General features: G+C 37.1%; 21 protein-coding genes, 2 tRNA genes and 1 pseudogene. 9 read left to right on the top strand and 15 right to left on the bottom strand.

The genetic code is table 11. The features are described 5' to 3' along the window. Positions 1-148: 148 nt before the first annotated feature. The 4 genes and pseudogenes from accB to U736_RS0109600 all read left to right on the top strand — a co-directional run. Positions 149-646 carry an acetyl-CoA carboxylase biotin carboxyl carrier protein gene (gene accB, locus U736_RS0109615; protein ID WP_015856438.1) on the top strand — a complete coding sequence of 166 codons (498 nt, stop codon included), beginning with the start codon at positions 149-151 and terminating at the stop codon, positions 644-646. Between the two features lie 14 nt (positions 647-660). Next, entirely contained in the window at positions 661-2,019 is a 1,359-nt protein-coding gene (accC, locus tag U736_RS0109610) for an acetyl-CoA carboxylase biotin carboxylase subunit (protein WP_015856439.1), read from the top strand. A 206-nt stretch (positions 2,020-2,225) separates the two neighbouring features. Next, positions 2,226-2,301 (top strand) — tRNA-Thr (locus tag U736_RS0109605). A gap of 65 nt (positions 2,302-2,366) precedes the next feature. Beyond that, positions 2,367-3,167, top strand: a pseudogene (locus U736_RS0109600) (tyrosine-type recombinase/integrase); the annotation flags it as partial. 586 nt (positions 3,168-3,753) lie between these two features. Here the strand turns inward: U736_RS0109600 and U736_RS0109595 are convergent. The 4 genes from U736_RS0109595 to folE form a co-directional block, all read right to left on the bottom strand. Further along, on the bottom strand, positions 3,754-4,260 hold the full coding sequence (locus U736_RS0109595) for a hypothetical protein (RefSeq protein WP_015856440.1): 507 nt from the start codon (positions 4,258-4,260) through the stop codon (positions 3,754-3,756). 135 nt (positions 4,261-4,395) lie between these two features. Continuing rightward, positions 4,396-5,568 (bottom strand): alpha/beta hydrolase, encoded by a 1,173-nt coding sequence (locus tag U736_RS0109590; protein ID WP_015856441.1) that lies wholly within the window; start codon positions 5,566-5,568, stop codon positions 4,396-4,398. Positions 5,569-5,759: 191 nt separating this feature from the next. Next, positions 5,760-5,844, bottom strand: a tRNA-Leu gene (locus tag U736_RS0109585). Between the two features lie 139 nt (positions 5,845-5,983). After that, positions 5,984-6,604, bottom strand: coding sequence for a GTP cyclohydrolase I FolE (gene folE / locus U736_RS0109580; protein WP_015856442.1), 621 nt, complete (start codon positions 6,602-6,604; stop codon positions 5,984-5,986). A 125-nt stretch (positions 6,605-6,729) separates the two neighbouring features. Between folE and U736_RS0109575 the strand changes: the two genes are divergently transcribed. The 3 genes from U736_RS0109575 (at position 6,730) to thrS (ending at position 9,597) form a co-directional block, all read left to right on the top strand. Then, positions 6,730-7,158: an iron-sulfur cluster assembly scaffold protein gene (locus U736_RS0109575; RefSeq protein ID WP_015856443.1), complete on the top strand. Its 429-nt coding sequence runs from the start codon at positions 6,730-6,732 to the stop codon at positions 7,156-7,158. Next, positions 7,159-7,509, top strand: a complete 351-nt coding sequence (gene yidD / locus U736_RS0109570) for a membrane protein insertion efficiency factor YidD (RefSeq protein WP_015856444.1) — start codon at positions 7,159-7,161, stop codon at positions 7,507-7,509. Positions 7,510-7,620: 111 nt separating this feature from the next. After that, positions 7,621-9,597, top strand: a complete 1,977-nt coding sequence (thrS, locus tag U736_RS0109565; RefSeq protein ID WP_015856445.1) for a threonine--tRNA ligase — start codon at positions 7,621-7,623, stop codon at positions 9,595-9,597. 1,123 nt (positions 9,598-10,720) lie between these two features. Here thrS and U736_RS0109560 read toward each other — a convergent pair. The 5 genes from U736_RS0109560 to U736_RS0109540 form a co-directional block, all read right to left on the bottom strand. After that, the gene (locus U736_RS0109560; protein ID WP_015856446.1) at positions 10,721-11,224 is read right to left on the bottom strand and encodes a MerR family transcriptional regulator; all 504 of its coding nucleotides are present in this window, start codon (positions 11,222-11,224) and stop codon (positions 10,721-10,723) included. 194 nt (positions 11,225-11,418) lie between these two features. Next, positions 11,419-11,733: an integration host factor subunit alpha gene (locus U736_RS0109555; RefSeq protein WP_015856447.1), complete on the bottom strand. Its 315-nt coding sequence runs from the start codon at positions 11,731-11,733 to the stop codon at positions 11,419-11,421. Positions 11,734-11,810: 77 nt separating this feature from the next. After that, complete coding sequence (locus tag U736_RS0109550) at positions 11,811-12,785, bottom strand: beta-ketoacyl-ACP synthase III (RefSeq protein WP_015856448.1); 975 nt, start codon at positions 12,783-12,785, stop codon at positions 11,811-11,813. Between the two features lie 49 nt (positions 12,786-12,834). Continuing rightward, entirely contained in the window at positions 12,835-13,905 is a 1,071-nt protein-coding gene (plsX, locus tag U736_RS0109545; protein ID WP_015856449.1) for a phosphate acyltransferase PlsX, read from the bottom strand. A gap of 149 nt (positions 13,906-14,054) precedes the next feature. Beyond that, positions 14,055-14,612 carry a YceD family protein gene (locus tag U736_RS0109540; protein WP_015856450.1) on the bottom strand — a complete coding sequence of 186 codons (558 nt, stop codon included), beginning with the start codon at positions 14,610-14,612 and terminating at the stop codon, positions 14,055-14,057. Positions 14,613-14,832: 220 nt separating this feature from the next. Between U736_RS0109540 and U736_RS0109535 the strand changes: the two genes are divergently transcribed. After that, on the top strand, positions 14,833-15,312 hold the full coding sequence (locus tag U736_RS0109535; protein WP_015856451.1) for an outer membrane protein assembly factor BamE: 480 nt from the start codon (positions 14,833-14,835) through the stop codon (positions 15,310-15,312). 77 nt (positions 15,313-15,389) lie between these two features. Here U736_RS0109535 and nusB read toward each other — a convergent pair whose 3' ends face one another. From nusB to glyA, 6 genes are all read right to left on the bottom strand, one after another. Beyond that, positions 15,390-15,860, bottom strand: coding sequence for a transcription antitermination factor NusB (gene nusB / locus U736_RS0109530; protein WP_026500736.1), 471 nt, complete (start codon positions 15,858-15,860; stop codon positions 15,390-15,392). 2 nt (positions 15,861-15,862) lie between these two features. Beyond that, positions 15,863-16,318, bottom strand: coding sequence for a 6,7-dimethyl-8-ribityllumazine synthase (locus U736_RS0109525; RefSeq protein WP_015856453.1), 456 nt, complete (start codon positions 16,316-16,318; stop codon positions 15,863-15,865). Between the two features lie 81 nt (positions 16,319-16,399). Continuing rightward, positions 16,400-17,017 carry a riboflavin synthase gene (locus U736_RS0109520; protein WP_015856454.1) on the bottom strand — a complete coding sequence of 206 codons (618 nt, stop codon included), beginning with the start codon at positions 17,015-17,017 and terminating at the stop codon, positions 16,400-16,402. After that, positions 16,999-18,126, bottom strand: a complete 1,128-nt coding sequence (gene ribD / locus U736_RS0109515) for a bifunctional diaminohydroxyphosphoribosylaminopyrimidine deaminase/5-amino-6-(5-phosphoribosylamino)uracil reductase RibD (RefSeq protein WP_015856455.1) — start codon at positions 18,124-18,126, stop codon at positions 16,999-17,001. Before ribD ends, U736_RS0109520 begins: the two co-directional genes overlap by 19 nt. Beyond that, entirely contained in the window at positions 18,119-18,601 is a 483-nt protein-coding gene (nrdR, locus tag U736_RS0109510) for a transcriptional regulator NrdR (protein ID WP_015856456.1), read from the bottom strand. The genes ribD and nrdR overlap by 8 nt, the downstream gene beginning before the upstream one ends. Before the next feature lie 11 nt (positions 18,602-18,612). Continuing rightward, the gene (gene glyA / locus U736_RS0109505; protein WP_015856457.1) at positions 18,613-19,926 is read right to left on the bottom strand and encodes a serine hydroxymethyltransferase; all 1,314 of its coding nucleotides are present in this window, start codon (positions 19,924-19,926) and stop codon (positions 18,613-18,615) included. Positions 19,927-20,247: 321 nt separating this feature from the next. On the opposite strand from glyA, the gene argC reads away from it, so the two are divergent. Continuing rightward, complete coding sequence (argC, locus tag U736_RS0109495) at positions 20,248-21,180, top strand: N-acetyl-gamma-glutamyl-phosphate reductase (RefSeq protein WP_015856458.1); 933 nt, start codon at positions 20,248-20,250, stop codon at positions 21,178-21,180. The last annotated feature ends 13 nt before the right edge of the window (positions 21,181-21,193 follow it).

Raw genomic sequence — 21,193 nt, 5'->3', positions numbered from 1 at the left:
AGCAGATACGAGTTTAAATTGCAAAGTATAATGATTTAAAGGAAATAAAAATCTTTAAAGCCTCAAAAGATCTCATCCCTAATCTAGAGATATTCGGTCATAAAATGAGATAATGACGATCTTCATTGATCAAGGAGTTAGAAATAAAATGGCAACAAAAAAAATGGATTCGGCAAAAAACGCAATTGATACGAAAATTATTCGTGATCTTGCTGAAATTTTGAATGATACCAATTTAACGAACATTGAAGTTGAACAAGGGGAGCTTCGTATTTGTGTCTCACGCCAAAATACCTTAACTTCTTCTGAGCAAGCAATCTATGCTCCTGTTTCTACTCCTACTTTTTCTGTAACATCTTCTCCAGTCCCAACAACTGAATCTCCTATACAATCTATCCAAGAAGATAAATCAAAAAACACAATAACCTCTCCGATGGTTGGAACAGCTTATCTTGCACCTTCACCAGGTGCACAACCTTTTGTAGAAGTAGGACAAAATGTTTCTGAAGGAGAGACATTACTTATTATTGAAGCCATGAAAACAATGAATCAAATTTCATCACCACGCTCAGGCACGGTAACCACTGTTCTTGTCAAAGATGGCCAACCTGTTGAATTTGGTGAACCACTTATTATTGTTGAATAAAGCGAGGGGCAACCATGATTCGAAAAATCCTCATTGCTAATCGGGGAGAAATTGCTCTTCGCGTTTTGCGTGCATGTAAAGAACTTGGCATAAAAACCGTAGCTGTTCACTCTACCGCTGATGCAGATGCAATGCATGTTCGTCTTGCTGATGAAAGTGTTTGTATTGGCCCTCCTCCCGCTCGCGATTCTTATTTGAGTATTCAGCAAATTATTGCTGCTTGTGAAATTACAGGAGCTGATGCTGTTCATCCAGGTTATGGCTTTCTTTCTGAAAATGCAAAATTTGCAGATGTTCTAGAAGCCCATGATATTACATTCATCGGTCCAACAGCTACTCATATCCGAATCATGGGCGATAAAATCGAAGCAAAGAAGACCGCCAAAAAACTTGGTATTCCTGTAGTTCCCGGTTCAGATGGAGCAGTCACTGAAGAATCAGATGCTTTACGCACTGCTCGTGAAATTGGTTATCCCGTTATTATCAAAGCTTCTGCCGGTGGTGGTGGACGTGGTATGAAAGTCGTTCATTCTGAACAAGAATTTTCTATAGCTCTCAAAACAACGCGTTCAGAAGCGAAAGCTGCTTTTGGTGATGACGCTGTTTACATAGAGAAATATTTAGAAAAACCCCGTCATATTGAAATTCAAGTCATAGGTGATGGTGCGGGAAATGCTATTCATTTAGGAGAACGCGATTGTTCACTTCAACGACGGCATCAAAAAGTATGGGAAGAAGCTACATCACCTGCACTTAATGAAACTGAACGAAAAAAAATTGGTAGTATTGTTGCAAATGCCTGTGCCCAACTTGGATATCGTGGAGCTGGTACTATTGAATTTCTTTATGAAAATGGCGAATTTTATTTTATTGAAATGAATACGCGTTTACAAGTCGAACATCCTGTAACTGAAGCAATTACAGGTATAGATTTAGTCCATGAACAAATCCATATTGCATCAGGCTGCGAGCTTTCAGTGACACAAGATGATGTCTGTTTTTCTGGTCATGCCATTGAATGCCGTATTAATGCAGAAGATCCTATTAACTTTACGCCATCACCTGGAACCATTACACATTTTCATACACCTGGAGGTTTAGGGATTCGTGTTGATTCAGGTGCTTATTCAGGTTATCGCATCCCCCCTTATTATGATAGTATGATTGGAAAGCTGATTGTTCATGGACGTACCCGTTTAGAATGTATGATGCGTTTACGGCGTGCTTTAGATGAATTTGTCGTCGATGGGATAAAAACTACACTACCTCTTTTTCGCGATCTTATTAATAATCAAGATGTTGCTGATGGTAATTATAATATTCACTGGCTAGAAAAATACCTTGCTCATCAATCAAAGTCTTCAGGTTCGTAATTCGATAGCAAAATGGTAAATTCTTATAAAAGATTCTATAAGATATCAACATAAGGATAATTCCAACCTTGCTGTAAAAAGTGGTATAAAGAGGAAATAAGTTGGTTATTTTTTTATTTGTTATATAGTTTTCTTTTAATATGTACAAAATTTGATAATTTTCTGTTTTCCTTTTTGTGAGTTTGTGCTAACTCCTACATGGTTACGCCCTTATAGCTCAGTTGGTAGAGCACCTGATTTGTAATCAGGGGGTCGGGAGTTCGAGTCTCTCTGGGGGCACCATGCTTTTTTTTATCAAAAATAATTTATTGATTTTCCATATGTTTTTTTAAGTGAGGACTAATTAAGTTCATTGGCATAGCCTTGCTAAAGCTACGAAAAGACAAAGAGAACTTATCCTTATGAAGGTATGTGATGCTATAGGAAACATTCCATACAGAGAAATAAAGAAATCACATATTACAGCGGGTGTTGAACGCCGCAAAGAAAAACCAACAGCTGCCCAAAATTTTCTAAAAGCACTTAATGGACTTTTTAATTGGGCGATCGATCAAGAACTTCTGGAGAATAACCCAGCTTTAGGAATAAAAAGACCTCCTCTCAACAACAAAGATGGATTTGCTGTTTGGACAGAAGAAGATGTTGAAAAATATTATCACCATTGGTCACATGGTTCACATGAACGCGTCTGGATTGATGTTCTTCTTTACACGGGTTTGCGTCGTGGTGATGCGGTACGAATTGGTTGGAAAGATGTCAAAGATAATATCATTCATCTCAAGACAGAGAAAAGTAAATTCCAAACAGATGTTTTTCTACCCATTTTGCCTGAATTAGCAGAAACTCTAAAAATTGGTCCTATTGGAAATGAAACATTCATTTGCGGAAAAAACGGAAATAAACTCGTAAAAGAAAGTTTTGGAAACTTATTTCGTGAAGCGTGTAATGCGGCGGGAATCAAAAAATCAGCACATGGCTTAAGAAAATTAGCAGCAACACGCGCCGCTAATTCTGGTGCAACAGTATCACAACTCAAGGCAATTTTTGGATGGACCGACGACAACATGGCATCTCTTTATACAAAAAGCGCAGATCGCAAAAGGCTAGCTATAGAAGCGATAAAAAAGCTCCAAAAAAATGAGGGATAGTGCTATAAAAAACATTAATGGAATCAATAATGATGAATTTCCCCCATATCGCAATAACTCATTTATTTTATTTAAAATTATTGAATCTCTGGGGGCACCATATGATTTTTTAATTACGTGTAGCTTATTCATTTTCCAATCCTTTTGAAATTCAGGAGAAGGTAGAGCTGGGCGTGAATTTAAAAAACGTATTATTTTTATAAAATTTCTTTTTTAATGCTTTAAATTCAGCCAATTCCTACCAAGGAAAATATTAGAGTTTAAGTTTCTAATGAATATACTAACAACTCCATAACATTGGCAAAATTATCCGGTGAGCCGTTATTAAAAGAATCAGAAAGTTTTTTGTAAAGTTTCTTTCCACAAATATTTTCTTCAATAAAGCCACCTAATGCATCAGCCTTAACTTTACCAAAGATATAACCAAAGTCTTTTAAAGCTTTAACGCGATAAAGAGTATGATTATAAAATACATGTGTTTCATTTATTAAAACAAATTCTTTTCTTTTAAAAATTATAGCCTTCTATCTAACAGCGTTTTTTACTGTAAAATTCAAGTTATCTATCTGCTCAACTAAAAGAACTTTTATTGTTTAGCTTTTGTGCTTTTTTCAAAGAGATGTGGGCTTTCAAGAATAAGCTTTTCTCGTGCTTTCTGTAACTGTTTAATGACTTCATCAATCTTTGATGGAGAACAAAAAGATTCTTGACTATTCAACAAATGCAGCCTCTCCTTTCCCTCATATAAACATTGCATCTGAGATTGAAGTATTCTAACTTCTTGAAAAAAAAGACGTCCTGTTTCCTTAAAACCATTGTTAAGTGCAAAAAGTTGATCGGAAATGGATAGCAGAATTTGTTTTAAAAAACGCTCATTTTCTTGGCGTTTACGGTATTCTAAAATAAGAGCATGGCTTATCTCATCTAACTGTTTTTTTGTAGAATCAATTTGACGCAATAAATTTGGTTTTTCCCCCATATCACCTTTTCTCACCTTCACAAGCATAGCATGAATATCTAACAACTTAATTGCGGAATGAGATAAATAATCAACAACTGTAGGCGTATTAACATAGCGTTTCCGTGCAATCATCACAAACTCACCTAATAACTGTTTTTTACATTCATCCCGCTATTTATTTTCCATTTTACAAAGCCATTCTAAAGAAAGTGCTAAAAAATATTACCTCCAATGTATTATTCGATGTCCCCTTCTCTCTTTTCACTATCAACGTGGAATCCGTGGAGAGAGAAAACGTACAGGTGTATAAAGGATAAGATGTGTTGTTTTCTCCAACACACTACTACCATCAGCAAGAAGGGCTTGACTAGGTGACAATTCTGTACCTTGCATAATTGTGGAAGCCAAAGAACCTTCTCGAGAAAGAGCCATCAACGTTGGCGAAGATGCAAAGACATTGTGAGCTCCCCCATCTACATGAGAGAAATCAAGAACAGCTATTCCATTTTTACGCAACATTTCAATATCTGAGCCATCGCCCACACGATGATGTCCACCCGTAAGACGTCCTGAAACCGCAAGAGCTTTATCCGCTCTGGATACTAAAATAGCTGTTGGCTGCGGAAGTTTTTTTATATCATTAAGTTGGCGCTCAAATACATCAACATCAATGTCTGGTGCCGCCATTAATAAACTTGTAATACGACGAATAGGCTTATATTTTTTCTGTAAGGCTAAAGTTCTAAATGCTTCCATTATAACAAAATTGCCCATAGAATGCGCAATAACCGAAATCTGATCAGCATTGGTTTCACTAATAAGTGTTAAAAGCTCTATCAATCCGTCACGGGCAAAATTAGCACTGTCACGATCATAAATATAAAGAGGAACAGATCCGGCAGAAGGCCAAGAATAATGCACAGCGACAACATTTAAAGAATAATCGTGTGTAAACTGTGCTGTACGAAATGTACCATCTGCAAAATTATTATTATATCCATGGATAAAAAGAAAAATTTCTCTTTTTCCTTTTGGCTTTTTTTCTAAAGCAGCATTTAATTGCTGTTTAAACTGTTCTTTATTATCGTATTTTTGCAATGCTACTGCTGCAAAATACTTATCATGCGTAGGTTTATACGCATTTATTTCAACAACTCCCTTTATATGTTGCTGAGGAATTCCTACATCAACGCGATTGTAATGTACTTTATTTGATCGCTCTGCACCATAAGGTTGAGCGTAATTATTTTGCATCATACGACTTGTTGCAACATACACTGGAATGATGGCTTTTGGAGAAATCGGGTTCCCTTCAACTTCCCTTTCTACTGCAGTCATAGAAGGAGTTGCATGCACTCCATGCCAAAGCACAGCGCGTGAATCACTACATGCTGACAATAAAGAAATACAAATAAGAAGTGTTAAATATCTCAAAATCATTATACTTCTCACTGCAACTTCACCCCCACCCGATAAAAATATAACATTTCAAATGTACAGATAAAGTAATAAAAAATGAAACATTATTAGCAACACATCAACAAATAACATACAAAAAAGATTTTTCTATAATGCCCGTAAATCCCCTCTCTACATAACTTCATCTCATTACAGAGAGACTCACTGCTAACTGGTGCGGTCGAGAAGACTCGAACTTCCACGGGTTGCCCCACAGCGACCTCAACGCTGCGCGTCTACCAATTCCGCCACGACCGCACGTGGGAAGAAAAACATTTTGGTTTTTAGCCTTTAACAAATCATAAAGAAAGGTACAAGCCAATTTTCTCTTTCTCATAATTTATTTTTATCCGGACAATTTATAACTTAATAGAGATTACTAAAAATATGGACTTTACTACGATCTTTGAATCATCATCATAAAGTGTGCTTGTGCAACGTGATCTTTTTCATAATAACCATGAAAGTTTTTTGTAATTGTTGTAGAGCCCTGTTTTTGGATTCCTCTCATAGCCATACACATGTGCTCAGCCTCAATCAATACTGCTACACCATGAGGCTTCAGATACGTTTTTAACGCGTGGGCCACTTGCGCTGTCATAGCTTCTTGTGTTTGTAAACGACGAGAAAAAGTATCTACAACACGTACAATTTTTGAAAGGCCAACAATTTTTTCATTAGGAAGATATGCTATATGTGCTTTCCCAATAATTGGGATCATATGATGCTCACAGTGTGAATAAAAAGGTATATTTTTTACGATTACAGCTTCATTGTATCCTGAAACCTCTTCAAAAACTGTACCTAAGGTTTCTTTAACCGATTGACTATAACCACTAAAAAGCTCGCGATATGCCTTGGCTATACGTCTTGGAGTATCTAAAAGCCCTTCTCTATTTGGATTTTCCCCTATCCATAAGAGTAATGTACGAATCGCTTCTTCCACCTCTTCAATACTCGGACGCTTTTCTTCAGATAAAAAAGAATCCTTCGCGTCTTCTTTAACAATATTACGCATTCAAAAACTCCAAGCTTACTCTATACAAAGCATTTGCTCCATACCTATTTCATTTTGTATAATCTCTATATAAGCGAATTAAAAGTTTAAACAATCACGACTCTCAAAATTTCAGGTCATAGCGCATGATTGATAATATCTATAATGATAAAATACTTAAATATGCTGCACATATAGACAAAATTGGGCGTCTTAATAATCCTGATGCAACATCAAGAAAACATGCACACCTTTGTGGTTCGACAATCACTGTAGATTTAAAAGTGGAAAATGGTATTGTTACGGATTTTGCCCATGAAATACACGCATGTGTGCTAGGGCAAGCATCAGCTTCACTTTTAGCATCTCATATCATCGGACAAACAACACAAGATCTTAAAAAATTGCGTGAAGTTATTTATCAAATGCTAACGCAAAATGGTCCTTCTCCTCAAGCTCCATTTGAGGATTTTTCTTGCTTACAGCCCATTAAAGACTATAAAGTGCGCCATGCAGCAACACTACTACCCTTTGATGCAACGATAGACTGCATTCAAAAAATTGAAGAAAAATAAATGTTCAAATCACAATCTCGACAAAAAAAATTGACTCGAAATTACACAGGCACTTGGCAAAAAACACCTGGACGATTATTGGGTATTTTCTTAATACGTTTCTATCAAATAACACTTTCAAGTCTTATAGGCAATCAATGTCGCCATGCCCCAACTTGTTCAGAATATACATATGAAGCGATTGCACGTCATGGGCTTTGGGCTGGTGCATGGATGGGACTCTTTCGTATCATACGTTGTGGGCCCTTTGGAACAGATGGCTTTGATCCAGTACCTATTTCTCTTGGAAATTCTTGCTGTTTTTATAAACCTTGGCGTTACTGGAGAATTTCTGACAAACACAACAAATAATCCTTTTCTTTTTTCGTATGTATTGATAAAAAATTAGTCTATAAACTTTTTACTCAATTTTCACGAAACCATCCGCAATCGTTAGCGGGATTGGATTAAAAGGGTGTTTTTATGTCTTGCTCTGTTTCTCTTTCTTTTCCTGATGGTTCAAAACGTAATTACCCCCCCGAAATGACTGGTTTGGAATTAGCAGAATCCATTTCTAAATCACTCGCAAAAAAAGCAGTCGCCTATAGTCTTGATGGTATCACGCGAGACTTATCGGATCCATTGGAACAATCTGGTCAAGTAGAGATTATTACCCGAGAAGATTCACGTGCTCTTGAGCTCATAAGGCATGATTGCGCCCATGTCCTTGCGGAAGCAGTGCAAGAACTCTTTCCTGAAACGCAAGTAACAATAGGTCCTGTCATTGAAAATGGATTCTATTATGATTTTGCACGCCAACAACCTTTTACATTAGATGATCTCACCATCATTGAAAAGAAAATGCGTGAAATTATCCAACGCAATAAACCTTTTAGAAAAGAAATTTGGTCTCGTGAAAAAGCGAGAAAAAAATTTTCTGAGAAAAAGGAATTTTATAAAGTTGAACTTATTGATAGCATCCCCGAAGATCAAGATTTAAAAATTTATTATCAAGGCGATTGGTTTGATCTTTGCCGCGGACCGCACATGCAATCTACAGGGCAAATTGGGAATGCTTTCAAATTAATGAAAGTCGCAGGAGCTTATTGGCGTGGCGATGCCAATAATCCAATGCTCACAAGAATTTATGGAACAGCATTTGCAAATGAAAATGACTTAAAAGCCTACCTCCATATGCTAGAAGAAGCTGAAAAACGTGATCATCGCCGCTTGGGACGTGAAATGGACTTATTTCATTTTCAAGAAGAAGGGCCAGGAATGATTTTTTGGCACAAAAAAGGTTGGAAAATGTTCCAAAATTTGATCAACTATATGCGTAGACGCCTTGATGATCATCAATACGCTGAAGTTAATGCACCACAAGTTCTGGATAGGTCACTCTGGGAAATATCTGGCCATTGGGGCTGGTATAAGGAGAATATGTTCAAAGTAATTCCAGTAGCAGAAAATTCAGATCATGGGAATGTTTATGCCCTTAAACCAATGAATTGCCCTGGTCATGTGCAAATTTTTAAACATGGTTTAAAATCTTATCGTGATTTGCCTATTAGACTTGCTGAATTTGGACTTGTTCATCGTTATGAGCCTTCGGGTTCTTTACATGGTCTTATGCGTGTGCGTGGTTTTACGCAAGATGATGCGCATATTTTTTGTACTGATGAACAATTAGCCGATGAATGTCTCAGTATTAATGATCTTATTTTATCAACTTATGCTGATTTTGGTTTTAAAGAAATCAGTCTTAAGCTTTCAACACGTCCAGAAAAACGAGTTGGGTCTGATGCATTATGGGATCATGCAGAAAGTATCATGGAATCTGTCCTTAAAACGATTGAAACAAAATTTGCAGGACAAATCAAAACAAGCATCCTTCCAGGTGAAGGAGCATTTTATGGTCCAAAATTTGAATATACATTAAAGGATGCTATCGGTCGTGAATGGCAATGTGGAACAACACAAATAGACTTTAATCTCCCCGAACGTTTTGGTGCATTCTATATTGATAAAGATTCAGAAAAACGTCAACCTGTTATGATCCACCGTGCTATCTTTGGATCAATGGAGCGTTTTCTTGGTATATTAATCGAAAATTTTGCTGGACATATGCCACTTTGGCTTGCTCCTGAACAAGTTGTTGTTGCAACAATTACATCCGAAGCAAATGAATATGCCCAAAAGATAACGGCAAAACTTAGAGCTATTGGGCTTTCCGCAACAATAGATCTCCGCAATGAAAAAATTAACTATAAAATACGAGAACATTCTTTACAAAAAGTCCCCGTAATTTTGGTATGTGGTAAACGTGAAGCTGAAACAAATAGCGTAAATATGCGCCGCTTAGGAAGTACAAATAAAACCCTTTTATCTGTAGAAGATGTGATTAAGCAACTCTCAAATGAAGCAACACCTCCGGATTTGCAGCGTGTAATAAATGCATAACATCACAGAAGATGGTAATACGTTAATTTTTTACTATAAATCTTCAATTTTTGTACAAAATGAAATGATTTGATATTCTAGTGCGTTTTTGTTTCATGCACAATTACCTATCACCAGAAAGAATAACGTGATCACTCTCTACAAAGTGGATTGGTGAAAAAGTTGAATGTAAGCTATGAGCTGCTTAAATGCAAAAATCATAGACAATTGAATATTAATAATAACATTAATCTTTTACCTTTATAATGAAAAGATGGCGCTATTATCATGGATAGATCATTACGATAATTATAGCAACATCAAGCAAGAAGACTGAAAACAAGATCATATTTATTAAATAAAAAATATGTAAAATTAGCTGAACGATGATATGTCTTGTTCGTAAAATAAGCCCTTATAAAAAAGAAAAGATATTGATTTATAATGATAATATATCGTTATTCATATTAAATAAGATTTTGAATATCATAGGGCTTTCTCATTTTAAATATGTTTATGTTGAATCTATCAAAATCATTCGCTTGCACGAAATAAGCGGAATGAGTGTGTGGATAAAAATTATTGAGAAAGGACTTTAAAATGCTCACAATAAACTGCCTCAAGTGCTAAGATTGTTGCAATCATTGAGGGCAAGCTAAACTATAATGATGATGCCGACTTGCTCTTTCATAAGTGTAAAAATAGCGGTACTCAACGGGTTTAGCATTATATGATTCACGAGGAATCATGGTAAAATAAGCTTAAGGAGCCTTAAGAAACATCTCTTTAAAACAAGCACATAAATTGGTAAACCAATAGCGTTCTATATCCCGCAATCTACACTGATGAGATATTGCCTTAACTTTTATAAAGCCCAATCAGAGAAAAATGGTAAAACTCAGCGTTTATTCTTTCCCCTCTTTATATTTTACCAAATTAAAAACTCTTATAAAAAACTCGTTAAATATACACATACGATACATTACTATTCGTTGAACGTATAAAACTCTGGGCACCCCCATAAAACATCTAAATATCTACAAAACACATTGCTACGCTAGACGCAAGATATTGATTTGTAAAACAATTTCAAAACACATGTTTTGCTAAAAAAGCAACACATATAAAACAAAAAATATTATTGCTATCGTGCTCTATCAAGAACACGCTTACATTCAATGAGTTCAAATAGGATTTCTTGCAACAATGCTTTATCAGTTTTATCTTTATAAAGATTCACAGAACCGACAGATGTTTCTTCCTCATTCCTCATGAAACTCAAAAGCCCAAAAGAAGATTTCTTAGGCTTATTGCTAGCATTTTCAGAAGTTTGTCCTGCATGTTTCTTCTCTATGACTACATTCATAGCATCAAGATCACCATTACCCAATGCAGTCACAAAAGCAACACCATTTTCTTTCAAAAGGCGTTGCACACCTTTTATCGTATAACCCTGATCATATAATAACTGCTTAATACCATTGAGCAAATCAACATCGACCGGACGATAATAGCGCCTTCCTCCCCCACGTTTCATTGGTTTAATCTGCCTAAAACGTGTTTCCCAGAATCTTAAGACATGCTGCGGCAGCTCCAATAACTCGGCTACTTCGCTAATTGTGCGAAAAGCATCAGAGCTTTTATCCATTTTGCAACACCTTATTTAAAACAAAATAAATTACTTTACAATGACTCATTCTGTCTCAATTTCTCAACAAGATTAGTCAAAAATAAGACCATCATTGACGACTTACACAACTGTCTTTTTCTAAAAAACAAAGACCTTTATTTTATCATTTTTTTAACAAATACTAAACATACCATGGCATTCATTTATAAGAATCATTTTTTCTGTCTTGCACGATGCGAATCTAAAATTCTCTGTTTAAGGACATTGGCAGCCTTAAACGTCACAACACGTCGCGGCGGAATAGGTGCTTCAACACCTGTTTTTGGATTGCGCCCAACACGTTCATTTTTACTGCGAACCTGAAAAGTTGCAAAAGAGGATAATTTAACCGCTTCACCTCTTACAAGTGAGTTGCAAATCTCATCCAAAACCAATTCGACTAAAGCTGCTGATTCAGTATGTGACAAGCCCACTCTTTTACAAACTACGCTCGCTAAATCTGCACGCGTTACTGTCTTACTTGTCATTATAACCACCTATTAAAATATTAAAAATTACAAAATGACTTATACGTTTTCTTGAAATATGGTCAAGTAGCCATAATTTACCAACGAATAAGAATTGCTCCCCATGTAAATCCACCTCCCATGGCCTCTAACATGATAAGATCTCCTTCTTTTATTTTTCCATCGCAAACAGCTGTTGTTAAAGCCAACGGAACTGATGCCGCAGACGTATTACCATGTTGATCAACGGTAATCACAACTTTATCTAGTGAAATTCCCAGTTTTTTAGCAGATGCTTCAATAATGCGCTTATTAGCCTGATGAGGTACGAACCAATCTAGTTGTGAAGAATCCATACCTGCAGCTGCAAAACAATCATCAACCACATCCGTTATCATACCAACAGCATATTTAAAAACTTCTCGTCCTTCCATACGCAAATAGCCTGTCGTTTGTGTTGTTGAAGGTCCACCATCAACATATAGCTTATCTATATAAGCGCCATTAGAGCGCAATTTCGCAGACAATATACCACGCTCAAAAGCAATACCCCCCTCAATTTCTTGTGCTTCCAAAATAGCAGCACCCGCACCATCACCAAACAAAACACATGTCGTACGATCTTCCCAATCTAAAATCCGAGAAAATGTATCGGATCCAATAACTAAAATTCTTTTAGCCGCTCCACACCGTAAATAAGAATCTCCTGTTGTTAAAGCAAAAATAAAACCAGAGCAAACAGCTTGAATATCAAAAGCAAATCCATGGCTCATTCCCAAAGCACACTGAATTTCAACAGCAGAAGCAGGAAAAGTACGATTCGGGGTGGATGTTGCTAAAATAATACAATCAATGTCTTTTATTGTTAAACCAGCATTTGTAAGTGCTGCTTGCGCAGCCTCAACTCCTAAAGAAACAGTTGTTTCATTTTCACTGGCAATATAACGTTGGCGTATTCCTGTACGCTGAACAATCCATGAATCTGACGTTTCAACAAACTTTGCAATCTCATCATTTGATAAACTTCTCTTCGGCAAAGCACTTCCTACACCACGTATAATTGACCGAATCATTCAGCTCTTACCTTTTCTTCAATTTTTTCATTTCTATTATAAGAGCTTATCATAAGGACTCTCCATTCACTGTCTCTTCAACTTCTTGATCAAAAAGTGTTTCTTTATTCTCATGAAACCGTCGCAAATCAGCTGTTATTTTTTTCAAAAGTCCATTATTAACCATCTCATAACCAACGCGGATAGCAGAAGCAAAACCGTTAGCATTAGCACTCCCATGGCTTTTGATCACAACACCATTCAACCCCAAAAGCACTCCTCCATTCACCCTCTCGGGATCCATTTTGTGTTTCAGCGTACGAAAAGCACCCCGCGATAAAAAATAACCAAGAGATGTTAAAAAAGAACTGCGCAGTGCAGAGTTTAAAATCTCTCCTATCTGTCGCGCGGTTCCTTCTGCGGTTTTTAAAGCAATATTACCAGAAAACCCCTCTGTTACAACAACATCGACTGTTCCTTTTCCAATGTCATTGCCCTCAACAAATCCTTTATATTCCAATCCTTCTAATTGCACTTCACGCAATATCATTCCTGCTTTTTTTATTTCATAAAGTCCTTTAACCTCTTCCACCCCCACATTTAAAAGCCCAACACTTGGTCTTTCAGTGTGATATAAAGCGCGAAACATACCCGCTCCCATAACCGCCAAATCAACCAACTGACTAGCAGAGGCACCAATTGTTGCCCCAATATCCAAAACGATACTCTCACTGCGAAGTGTTGGCCAGATACCCGCAATACCAGGACGTTCAGCCTCTGCTAGCATTTTCAAACAAAAATAAGACATGGCCATGAGTGCACCCGTATTACCAGCAGAAATGCAAGCATCAGCTTCACCATTTTTTACCGCTTCAATGGCGTACCACATTGATGATTTACCACGTCCATTACGAAGTGCTTGGCTTGGCTTTTCATCCATGCGTGTATAACTTTCTGTAGGGCAAAAGCGCGATACAGAATCCAAACAAGGGTATTTTTTTAAAACCGGACGAACATCCTCCTCTATTCCATAAAACAGAAAATAAATATTTGATAAATATTTTTGTACAATTGCTGCTCCTGCAATAGCTGCTTCTGGACCGTAATCACCGCCCATGACATCCACAGAAATTCTAATCACGCTTGCATATCCCACATCTTTTCATTTACATCTTTAAACACATATTATGATTTTCGGCTCCTGAACACTCACAAAGCAAATCTTGCAAAAATCGCTCCGTAGAAAATACCGTTTAGCATACAATAGATATTTTTTTTATGTTTTTACAATTACTTCCAATTTTTCAAAACAGAAAATGGCGAGAATTTTTGCTCTGCTTCTTCTAAATTTTCAACCATATCCATCTTTATCCCCTCTTTACGTGGATAATGATTAATAGACAACTCAAAAAACTCTTCCATGATTGCACCAATATCAATTTTATCATCATAAAACACTTCAGGAGTATCAAGCCCCTCCACATCTAAAAACAATTCTCCTGTATCCTCTGATGTTTTTGGCTTCATCAAATTTGAATCTTCAGGAACAAAAACAACCTCAATATTTTCACAAAGGATATTTTCTAATGGTTCTAATGTAACGACACATAACTGTAGTATGCGCGCTTGCAACAGACCTTTTATACGCACTCCGCGTTTTTTCCACGGGAAAATATGAAAATTTCCCTCACAAGATTTTACTTCAATTAAATCATGGTTCTGAGCTAAATTTGTACATTCTTTTTTGTTTGCACAAAAATGAACCCTTATACCTTTAGCAGGTAGAGAACGTACAGATATTGGATAAGCCAAAGCAAATGTCATTTGAGGAACATTTTGAACATTCATTGACAACTCCCAAACATAAAAACGCATAAAACACTGTGTTTTTATTTATCTCAAGTATTCATGCATTTTTTTCTTTTCTAAAGAAATTCTATATGGCATAATTTGCTTTATAACAGGGAAACTCAGTGTAAGCTACGGTGGATTAAGCTAAAATTAGAAAAAACTTGAGGTTGCCTTCTTGTCCTACATCTCAGTATAAAGGGAGATATCATTGTTTCAAATGCCTCACATAATAGCCTTAATCAAACGTAAATTATTGATTGGTCTATCAATAGCAAGCATAGGAATGCTTGCGGGATGTGGTCTTCTCGATTCTTCAGGTTCGAGCCAAATTTATAGAGAGGGCTATATTCTTGATAAAAATGCTCTAAGTTCTATTGCTATTGGCTCAAGTCAAGAGCAAGTTCTTTTAACTTTAGGAACCCCTTCATTAAAAACAAAATATGATAATGAAGTTTTTTATTACATCTCACAGACACGCTATCGTGGGATGCAGTTTATGAAAACAAAGATTATTGATCGCAAAGTTTTAGCCATTTACTTCAATAAAAATGATCAGGTTGCAAAAGTTGCTAATTACGGATTACAAGACGGTCAAGTATTTGATTTTATTACACAAACAACACCAACTGTAACAAAAGAACATCCTTTCTTAATTCAAATTATAAAAGGCCCTGCGAATTTGCCACCCCATAACTAAATCATATAGTCTACATACCGTCTCAATATTATTAGGTCTGATATTATCAGACCTAATAATAGAGGGATTTTTAGCTCTTATAGGCGGACTTTTTTTGCCATACTGTCGAGAACTGCATTAACAAGTTTTGGCTCATCACCTTCAAAAAAAGCCTTCGCTATGTCAACATATTCATTCATGACAACCGCAACAGGAACATCTTTACGGTTGATCAACTCCCATAAACTTGCTCGTAAAATTGCTCGCAATATAGAATCAAGACGTGAAAGAGACCACTCAGCAGAAAGCTGTTGATGAAGCAGAGGATCAAGCTGCTTTTGATCTTTTACAACACCCGTTATAATAGCCAAAAACCATTGAAAATCAGCTTCAAGATACTGGTCTCCATCGATATCTTTTCCCAAACGATAAGCTTCATACTCAGCTGCTGTTTCCATCACCCCCGACCCCACGATATCCATTTGATAGAGGGCTTGAACTGCAGCGAGTCTTGCTGCTCCACGTTTATTGGCTGAACGCGGAAAATGTCTGCTTTTTATATCAGCCATATTTAACGATTATCTCCAAATCTCTTTTTTAGAGCGATCATACATAAAGCAGCTTCAGCCGCAAAACCACCTTTATTTTTGTCATCTAGTTTTGCACGCACCCATGCTTGTTCTTCGTTTTCAACAGTCAAAATACCATTTCCAATAGCCAAATGCTGATGAACAGTTAAATCCATCAATGCACGACAAGAATCATTAGCAACAATTTCAAAGTGATATGTTTCGCCCCGAATAACACAACCAAGAGCAACATAACCATCATAAGATATGTTATTTTGTTCAGCAAAAGCTATTGCACTTGGTATTTCTAATGCTCCAGGAACCGTTACAACATCATAACTTGCTTCAGCTTTTTGCAAAGTATTCACTGCACCTCTCAAAAGCGCATCAGAAATCCCCTCATAAAAACGTGCTTCAACAATCAATACGTGAGGCTTTTTACGTATCTCTTTCATCATAATGGAATTCCACAAAAAACGAATCAAAAAAATCAAAGTTATAAAGCATAAAATTCTGAAAACGATCAATAGAGTTTTGGCTTATTCATCTTCTCTTTTTAAAGCAAAAAGTTTCGCAGCATAACGAGCAAGTTGATCAATTTCCAAATTGACCCAATCTCCAATTCTAGCTTGTCCCCACGTTGTCATTTCGAGTGTATGGCGAATAATAAGAACATCAAAAACACAATCCTCAACACCATTAACAGTCAAAGATGTCCCATTAAGTGCAATAGATCCCTTATTGACAATGAAAGGCATAAATTGTCTTACAACTTTTAAATAAAAACGAATTGCATCCCCTTCATTTTTTTGATCAATGATTTCAGCCAAACCATCAATATGACCGGAAACCAAATGTCCTCCTATTTCATCACCTAATCGAAGCGAACGTTCCAAATTAACAAAAGTTCCTTTTGTCCATTGTGCAAGATTAGTCAAACGCAATGCTTCTTCCCATGCTTCTACAGCAAACCAACCAGCAGTCGCTTGTTTTACCCCCCGCTCTACAATTGTCAGACAAATCCCTGAACACGCAATCGATGCACCAATTTCCAAACTCTGTATGTCATAGCGCGTAGAAATATCTAAACGTACCCCTTGCTTTAAAGGTTGTACATCTTCAACACAACCGATGTCTGTTATAATCCCTGTGAACATAGTGCTTTACGCCTCCATTTATAAAAACGGTCATTTCCAAACATTCTTGATTCAACCTTACGAAATTGCGAAAGATAATTTCCAAAATGAGGGGCTTCAACACGACCTTCGCCTAAAATAACGGGTGCATAAAAACATATCAAATGATCCACACAACCAGCATTTAAAAACGTTTCCCCTGTTTTTACGCCCCCTTCCAATAAAACACTATTAATCCCATATTTATAAAGCATCTGTAAAAGAGCAAAGGGTTCTACACAACCATTGTTCATCTCTACCGAATAAACAGACACACCATATTGCTCCAATGCATTTTTTTTGCTTTTCTTTGAAAGATCCACATCACAAATAACCCATGTAGGAATTTTCATGGCTGTTTGGACAACTTTTGCATCAAGGGGGATAGATAAATCTGTATCCAAAATAATACGAATTGGTGAGCGTACCTCCATCCCTGGCAAGCGGCAATTGAGTTGTGGATCATCTGCTAATATAGTGCCAATACCAACGAGGATAGCATTATTTTGGGCACGTAGAATATGCGTATGAGCATGAGAAAGTGTTCCACTAATTTTTACGCTGCCCTTTTCTCTTTTTCCAACACCATTATCAGCAGAAATTGCCATTTTAAAAGTGACCGCACAGCGTTGTATCTTCCTTATGCACCAATGTGTCCATAAAGATTCAAAAGCCTCTTCAGCTAAAATTCCCTCAACCACTTCAATACCCGCTGCTCGCAAAAGAGCAATACCATGACCATCAACACGCTTGTCACAATCAGTCAGCGCAACAACAACTCGAGAAATACCTGAATCAATAAGTGCATTTACACACGGCGAAGTTTTTCCATAATGCGCACAAGGTTCTAAAGTAACATAAGCAGTCGCTCCTTGAGCTAAAGAACCAGCCATATGTAAAGCTTGCACTTCCGCATGAGGACTCCCATGAATAGCTGTTACGCCATAGCCAACAATAAATGCCCCCGCACTATTATCGTTTCGCACAATTAACGTACCAACGGAAGGATTCTCACCTGTAAGACCGACATGACGTTCTGCTAAACGAATAGCTGCAGCCATAAACCGTTCATCTTGCACTTTTTTATTCATCAAAACGAGATTCTGTATCCGCAATACCCTTTGACAATTCATCTATAACATCGTGAAAATCGCTTGCATTACGAAAATCTCGATACACAGAAGCAAAACGAATATAAGCAATATCATCAATTCTTTTCAATGCTTCCATCACAAGATGTCCAATTTTTTCTGAAGCAATCTCTGGTTCTCCCAAACTTTCAAGCTGGCGCACAATGCCAGAAATTGCTCGTTCAATATGATCAGGATCAATATTGCGCTTACGTACAGCTACATCAACTGATCGCATTAACTTATCACGATCGAATGGTTCACATCGTCCACTTTTTTTAGCAACCAAGAGCTCACGCAACTGAACACGTTCAAAAGTTGTAAAACGACCACCACAAACGGAACACACACGACGTCGGCGAATCACTGCCCCCTCTTCTGCTGGACGTGAATCTTTAACCTGTGTATCCTCATATTGGCAGTAAGGACAGCGCATCTTTTATGTCCTTAACGAGTACTAAGATAAGAGTAAAGAGGAAATTGACTCGTTATATCTTTTACCTTTTTCTCAACAGCCATTTCAACGGCATAATTATCTTCATCACTTTTTGCGCTCCGAAGACCATCAAGAACTTCTGAAACCAGATGACCAACTTGAATAAACTCTTTTTCTAAAAAACCACGTGTTGTGGCAGCAGGTGATCCCAAGCGAATTCCCGATGTTATAGATGGCGTTTCAGGATCAAAAGGAATACCATTTTTATTGCAGGTAATACGAGCGCGCCCCAAAGCCAATTCAGCACGTTTACCTGTTAGATTTTTGGAACGTAAATCAACCAACAACAAATGATTATCTGTACCACCAGAAACAATATTAAAACCATTACTCTGTAATATTTTTGCTAAAGTTTTCGCATTAGCGACCACATTGGCACTGTAACTCTTGAAAGAGGGACGCAAAGCCTCCTCAAACGCAACAGCCTTTGCGGCAATTACATGCATTAAAGGACCACCTTGAAGACCAGGAAAAATTGCAGAATTAATTTTTCTGGATAAAGACTCATCATTTGTCAATATTAAACCACCACGAGGACCTCGAAGCGACTTATGTGTTGTTGTTGTTACAATATGCGCATGTGGAACGGGTGAAGGATGCACGCCACCAGCAACAAGACCGGCAATATGAGACATATCAACGAGTAGATGAGCACCAATCTCATCTGCAATTTCACGGAATCGTTTCCAATCCCATAGCCGTGGATAAGATGAGCCACCCGCTATAATAAGTTTGGGCTTACGTTCTTTTGCAAGCTGCTCAACCTCATCCATATCAATAATCTGATCTTCTTGACGCACACCATAGGAAACAACATCAAACCATTTTCCTGACATATTAACAGATGAACCATGCGTAAGGTGACCACCAGCATTTAAGTCTAATCCCATAAATGTGTCACCAGGCTGAAGTAAAGCTAAAAAGACAGCTTGATTCATTTGGCTACCAGAATTAGGCTGTACATTTGCAAAAGCAGCACCAAAAAGCTGTTTTGCCCTTTCAATGGCTAAATCTTCAACGACATCAACAAATTGACACCCGCCATAGTAGCGCTTTCTTGGATAACCTTCTGCATACTTATTAGTTAAAACAGACCCCTGCGCTTCAAGGACCGCCCTTGAAACAATATTCTCTGAAGCAATCAGCTCAATTTCATGTTGTTGACGCTCAAACTCCCCTCTAATTGCATCAAAGATTGCACCATCAACAGTTTGTAAATTATCATTAAAAAAGCGCTTTTCTGCGTCACTTGCTTGCTGGGTCATAAAACACGTTCCTAACATAAAAAAATAAAGTCACTGAACGATAACACAGCAAACCATGCAAACCAAACATTTTAAACCACTTACACTCAAAAATAATGATGCAAATATTTATCTTACTCTTTGTTATAAAAACAGTGAAAAACTTCCCTCTCAAGAATGATGAAAAATGAGATTACATTTCTTTTTTTACACTCTTATTTGTTTACACCTTTTACAAAAGGTATCTATAATCTAAAGAAATTCAATAATTTAATGATTAAAAATAATTTATAATGTGAAAAGCTGAATATAATAGGCAAAGTTAATACAAGGCAAATAAGAATGCTAACCAAAGTTTTTATTGATGGTGAACATGGCACAACCGGACTACAAATACAAAAACGCTTAGAGAAGCGTACAGATTTAAAACTACTCTCTCTTGCTCATAAAGATCGCCATAATGTTCATCTGCGACAAGACTATCTTAATCAAGCCGATATTGCTATTTTGTGTCTTCCAGATGATACTGCACGCGAAACAGTTCATTGGCTTAAAAAAAATAAAAACATTAGGATTATTGATAGCTCGACAGCCCACCGTGTTGCACCAGACTGGGTTTACGGTTTTCCTGAAATGACAGCAGGACAAAGAAAGCGCATCCAAGCAGCACATTATGTAACCAATCCTGGGTGCTATCCTACCGGTGCCATTAGTTTGATTCGCCCACTCCGTGAAGCAGGACTGCTAGACGCCTATTATCCCGTATCGATTAATGCAATCTCCGGCTATACTGGTGGTGGAAAACAGTTGATTTTACAAATGGAAAATCAATCTCAACAAAATATTCAGGACAATTATTTTATCTATGGTCTTAATCTTGAACACAAACATGTGCCAGAAATTAAAATTTATGGACAAATCAACCAAACCCCAATTTTTATACCAAGTGTTGGTCGTTTTCCCCAAGGAATGATTGTGAATCTTCCTCTGCATCGCCATTTATTCACAAAATCAGCAAACTGTTCTGATTTGCGCGAAATTCTCGCAAACCATTACGATGGACAAAATACCATTTTAGTTGCATCACAAGAAGAAACTGCTTCACTTCAAAGACTTAATCCAGAGTGTTTAGCCAATAAAGATGATATGAAACTGTTCGTATTTGGAAATGATCGTGAAGGTATTTTTAATCTCAGCGCCATATTCGATAATTTAGGAAAAGGCGCATCAGCTGCGGCTATTCAGAACCTCGACTTAATGCTTTCAAGCGACTAAAACTCCCTAAATA

It is taken from the genome of Bartonella grahamii ATCC 700132 (assembly GCF_000518085.1).
GTDB classification, from domain to species: Bacteria; Pseudomonadota; Alphaproteobacteria; order Rhizobiales; family Rhizobiaceae; genus Bartonella; species Bartonella grahamii.
The sequence above is the reverse complement of the archived record's forward strand: the minus strand, read 5'-3'. Positions and strand labels throughout refer to the sequence as shown.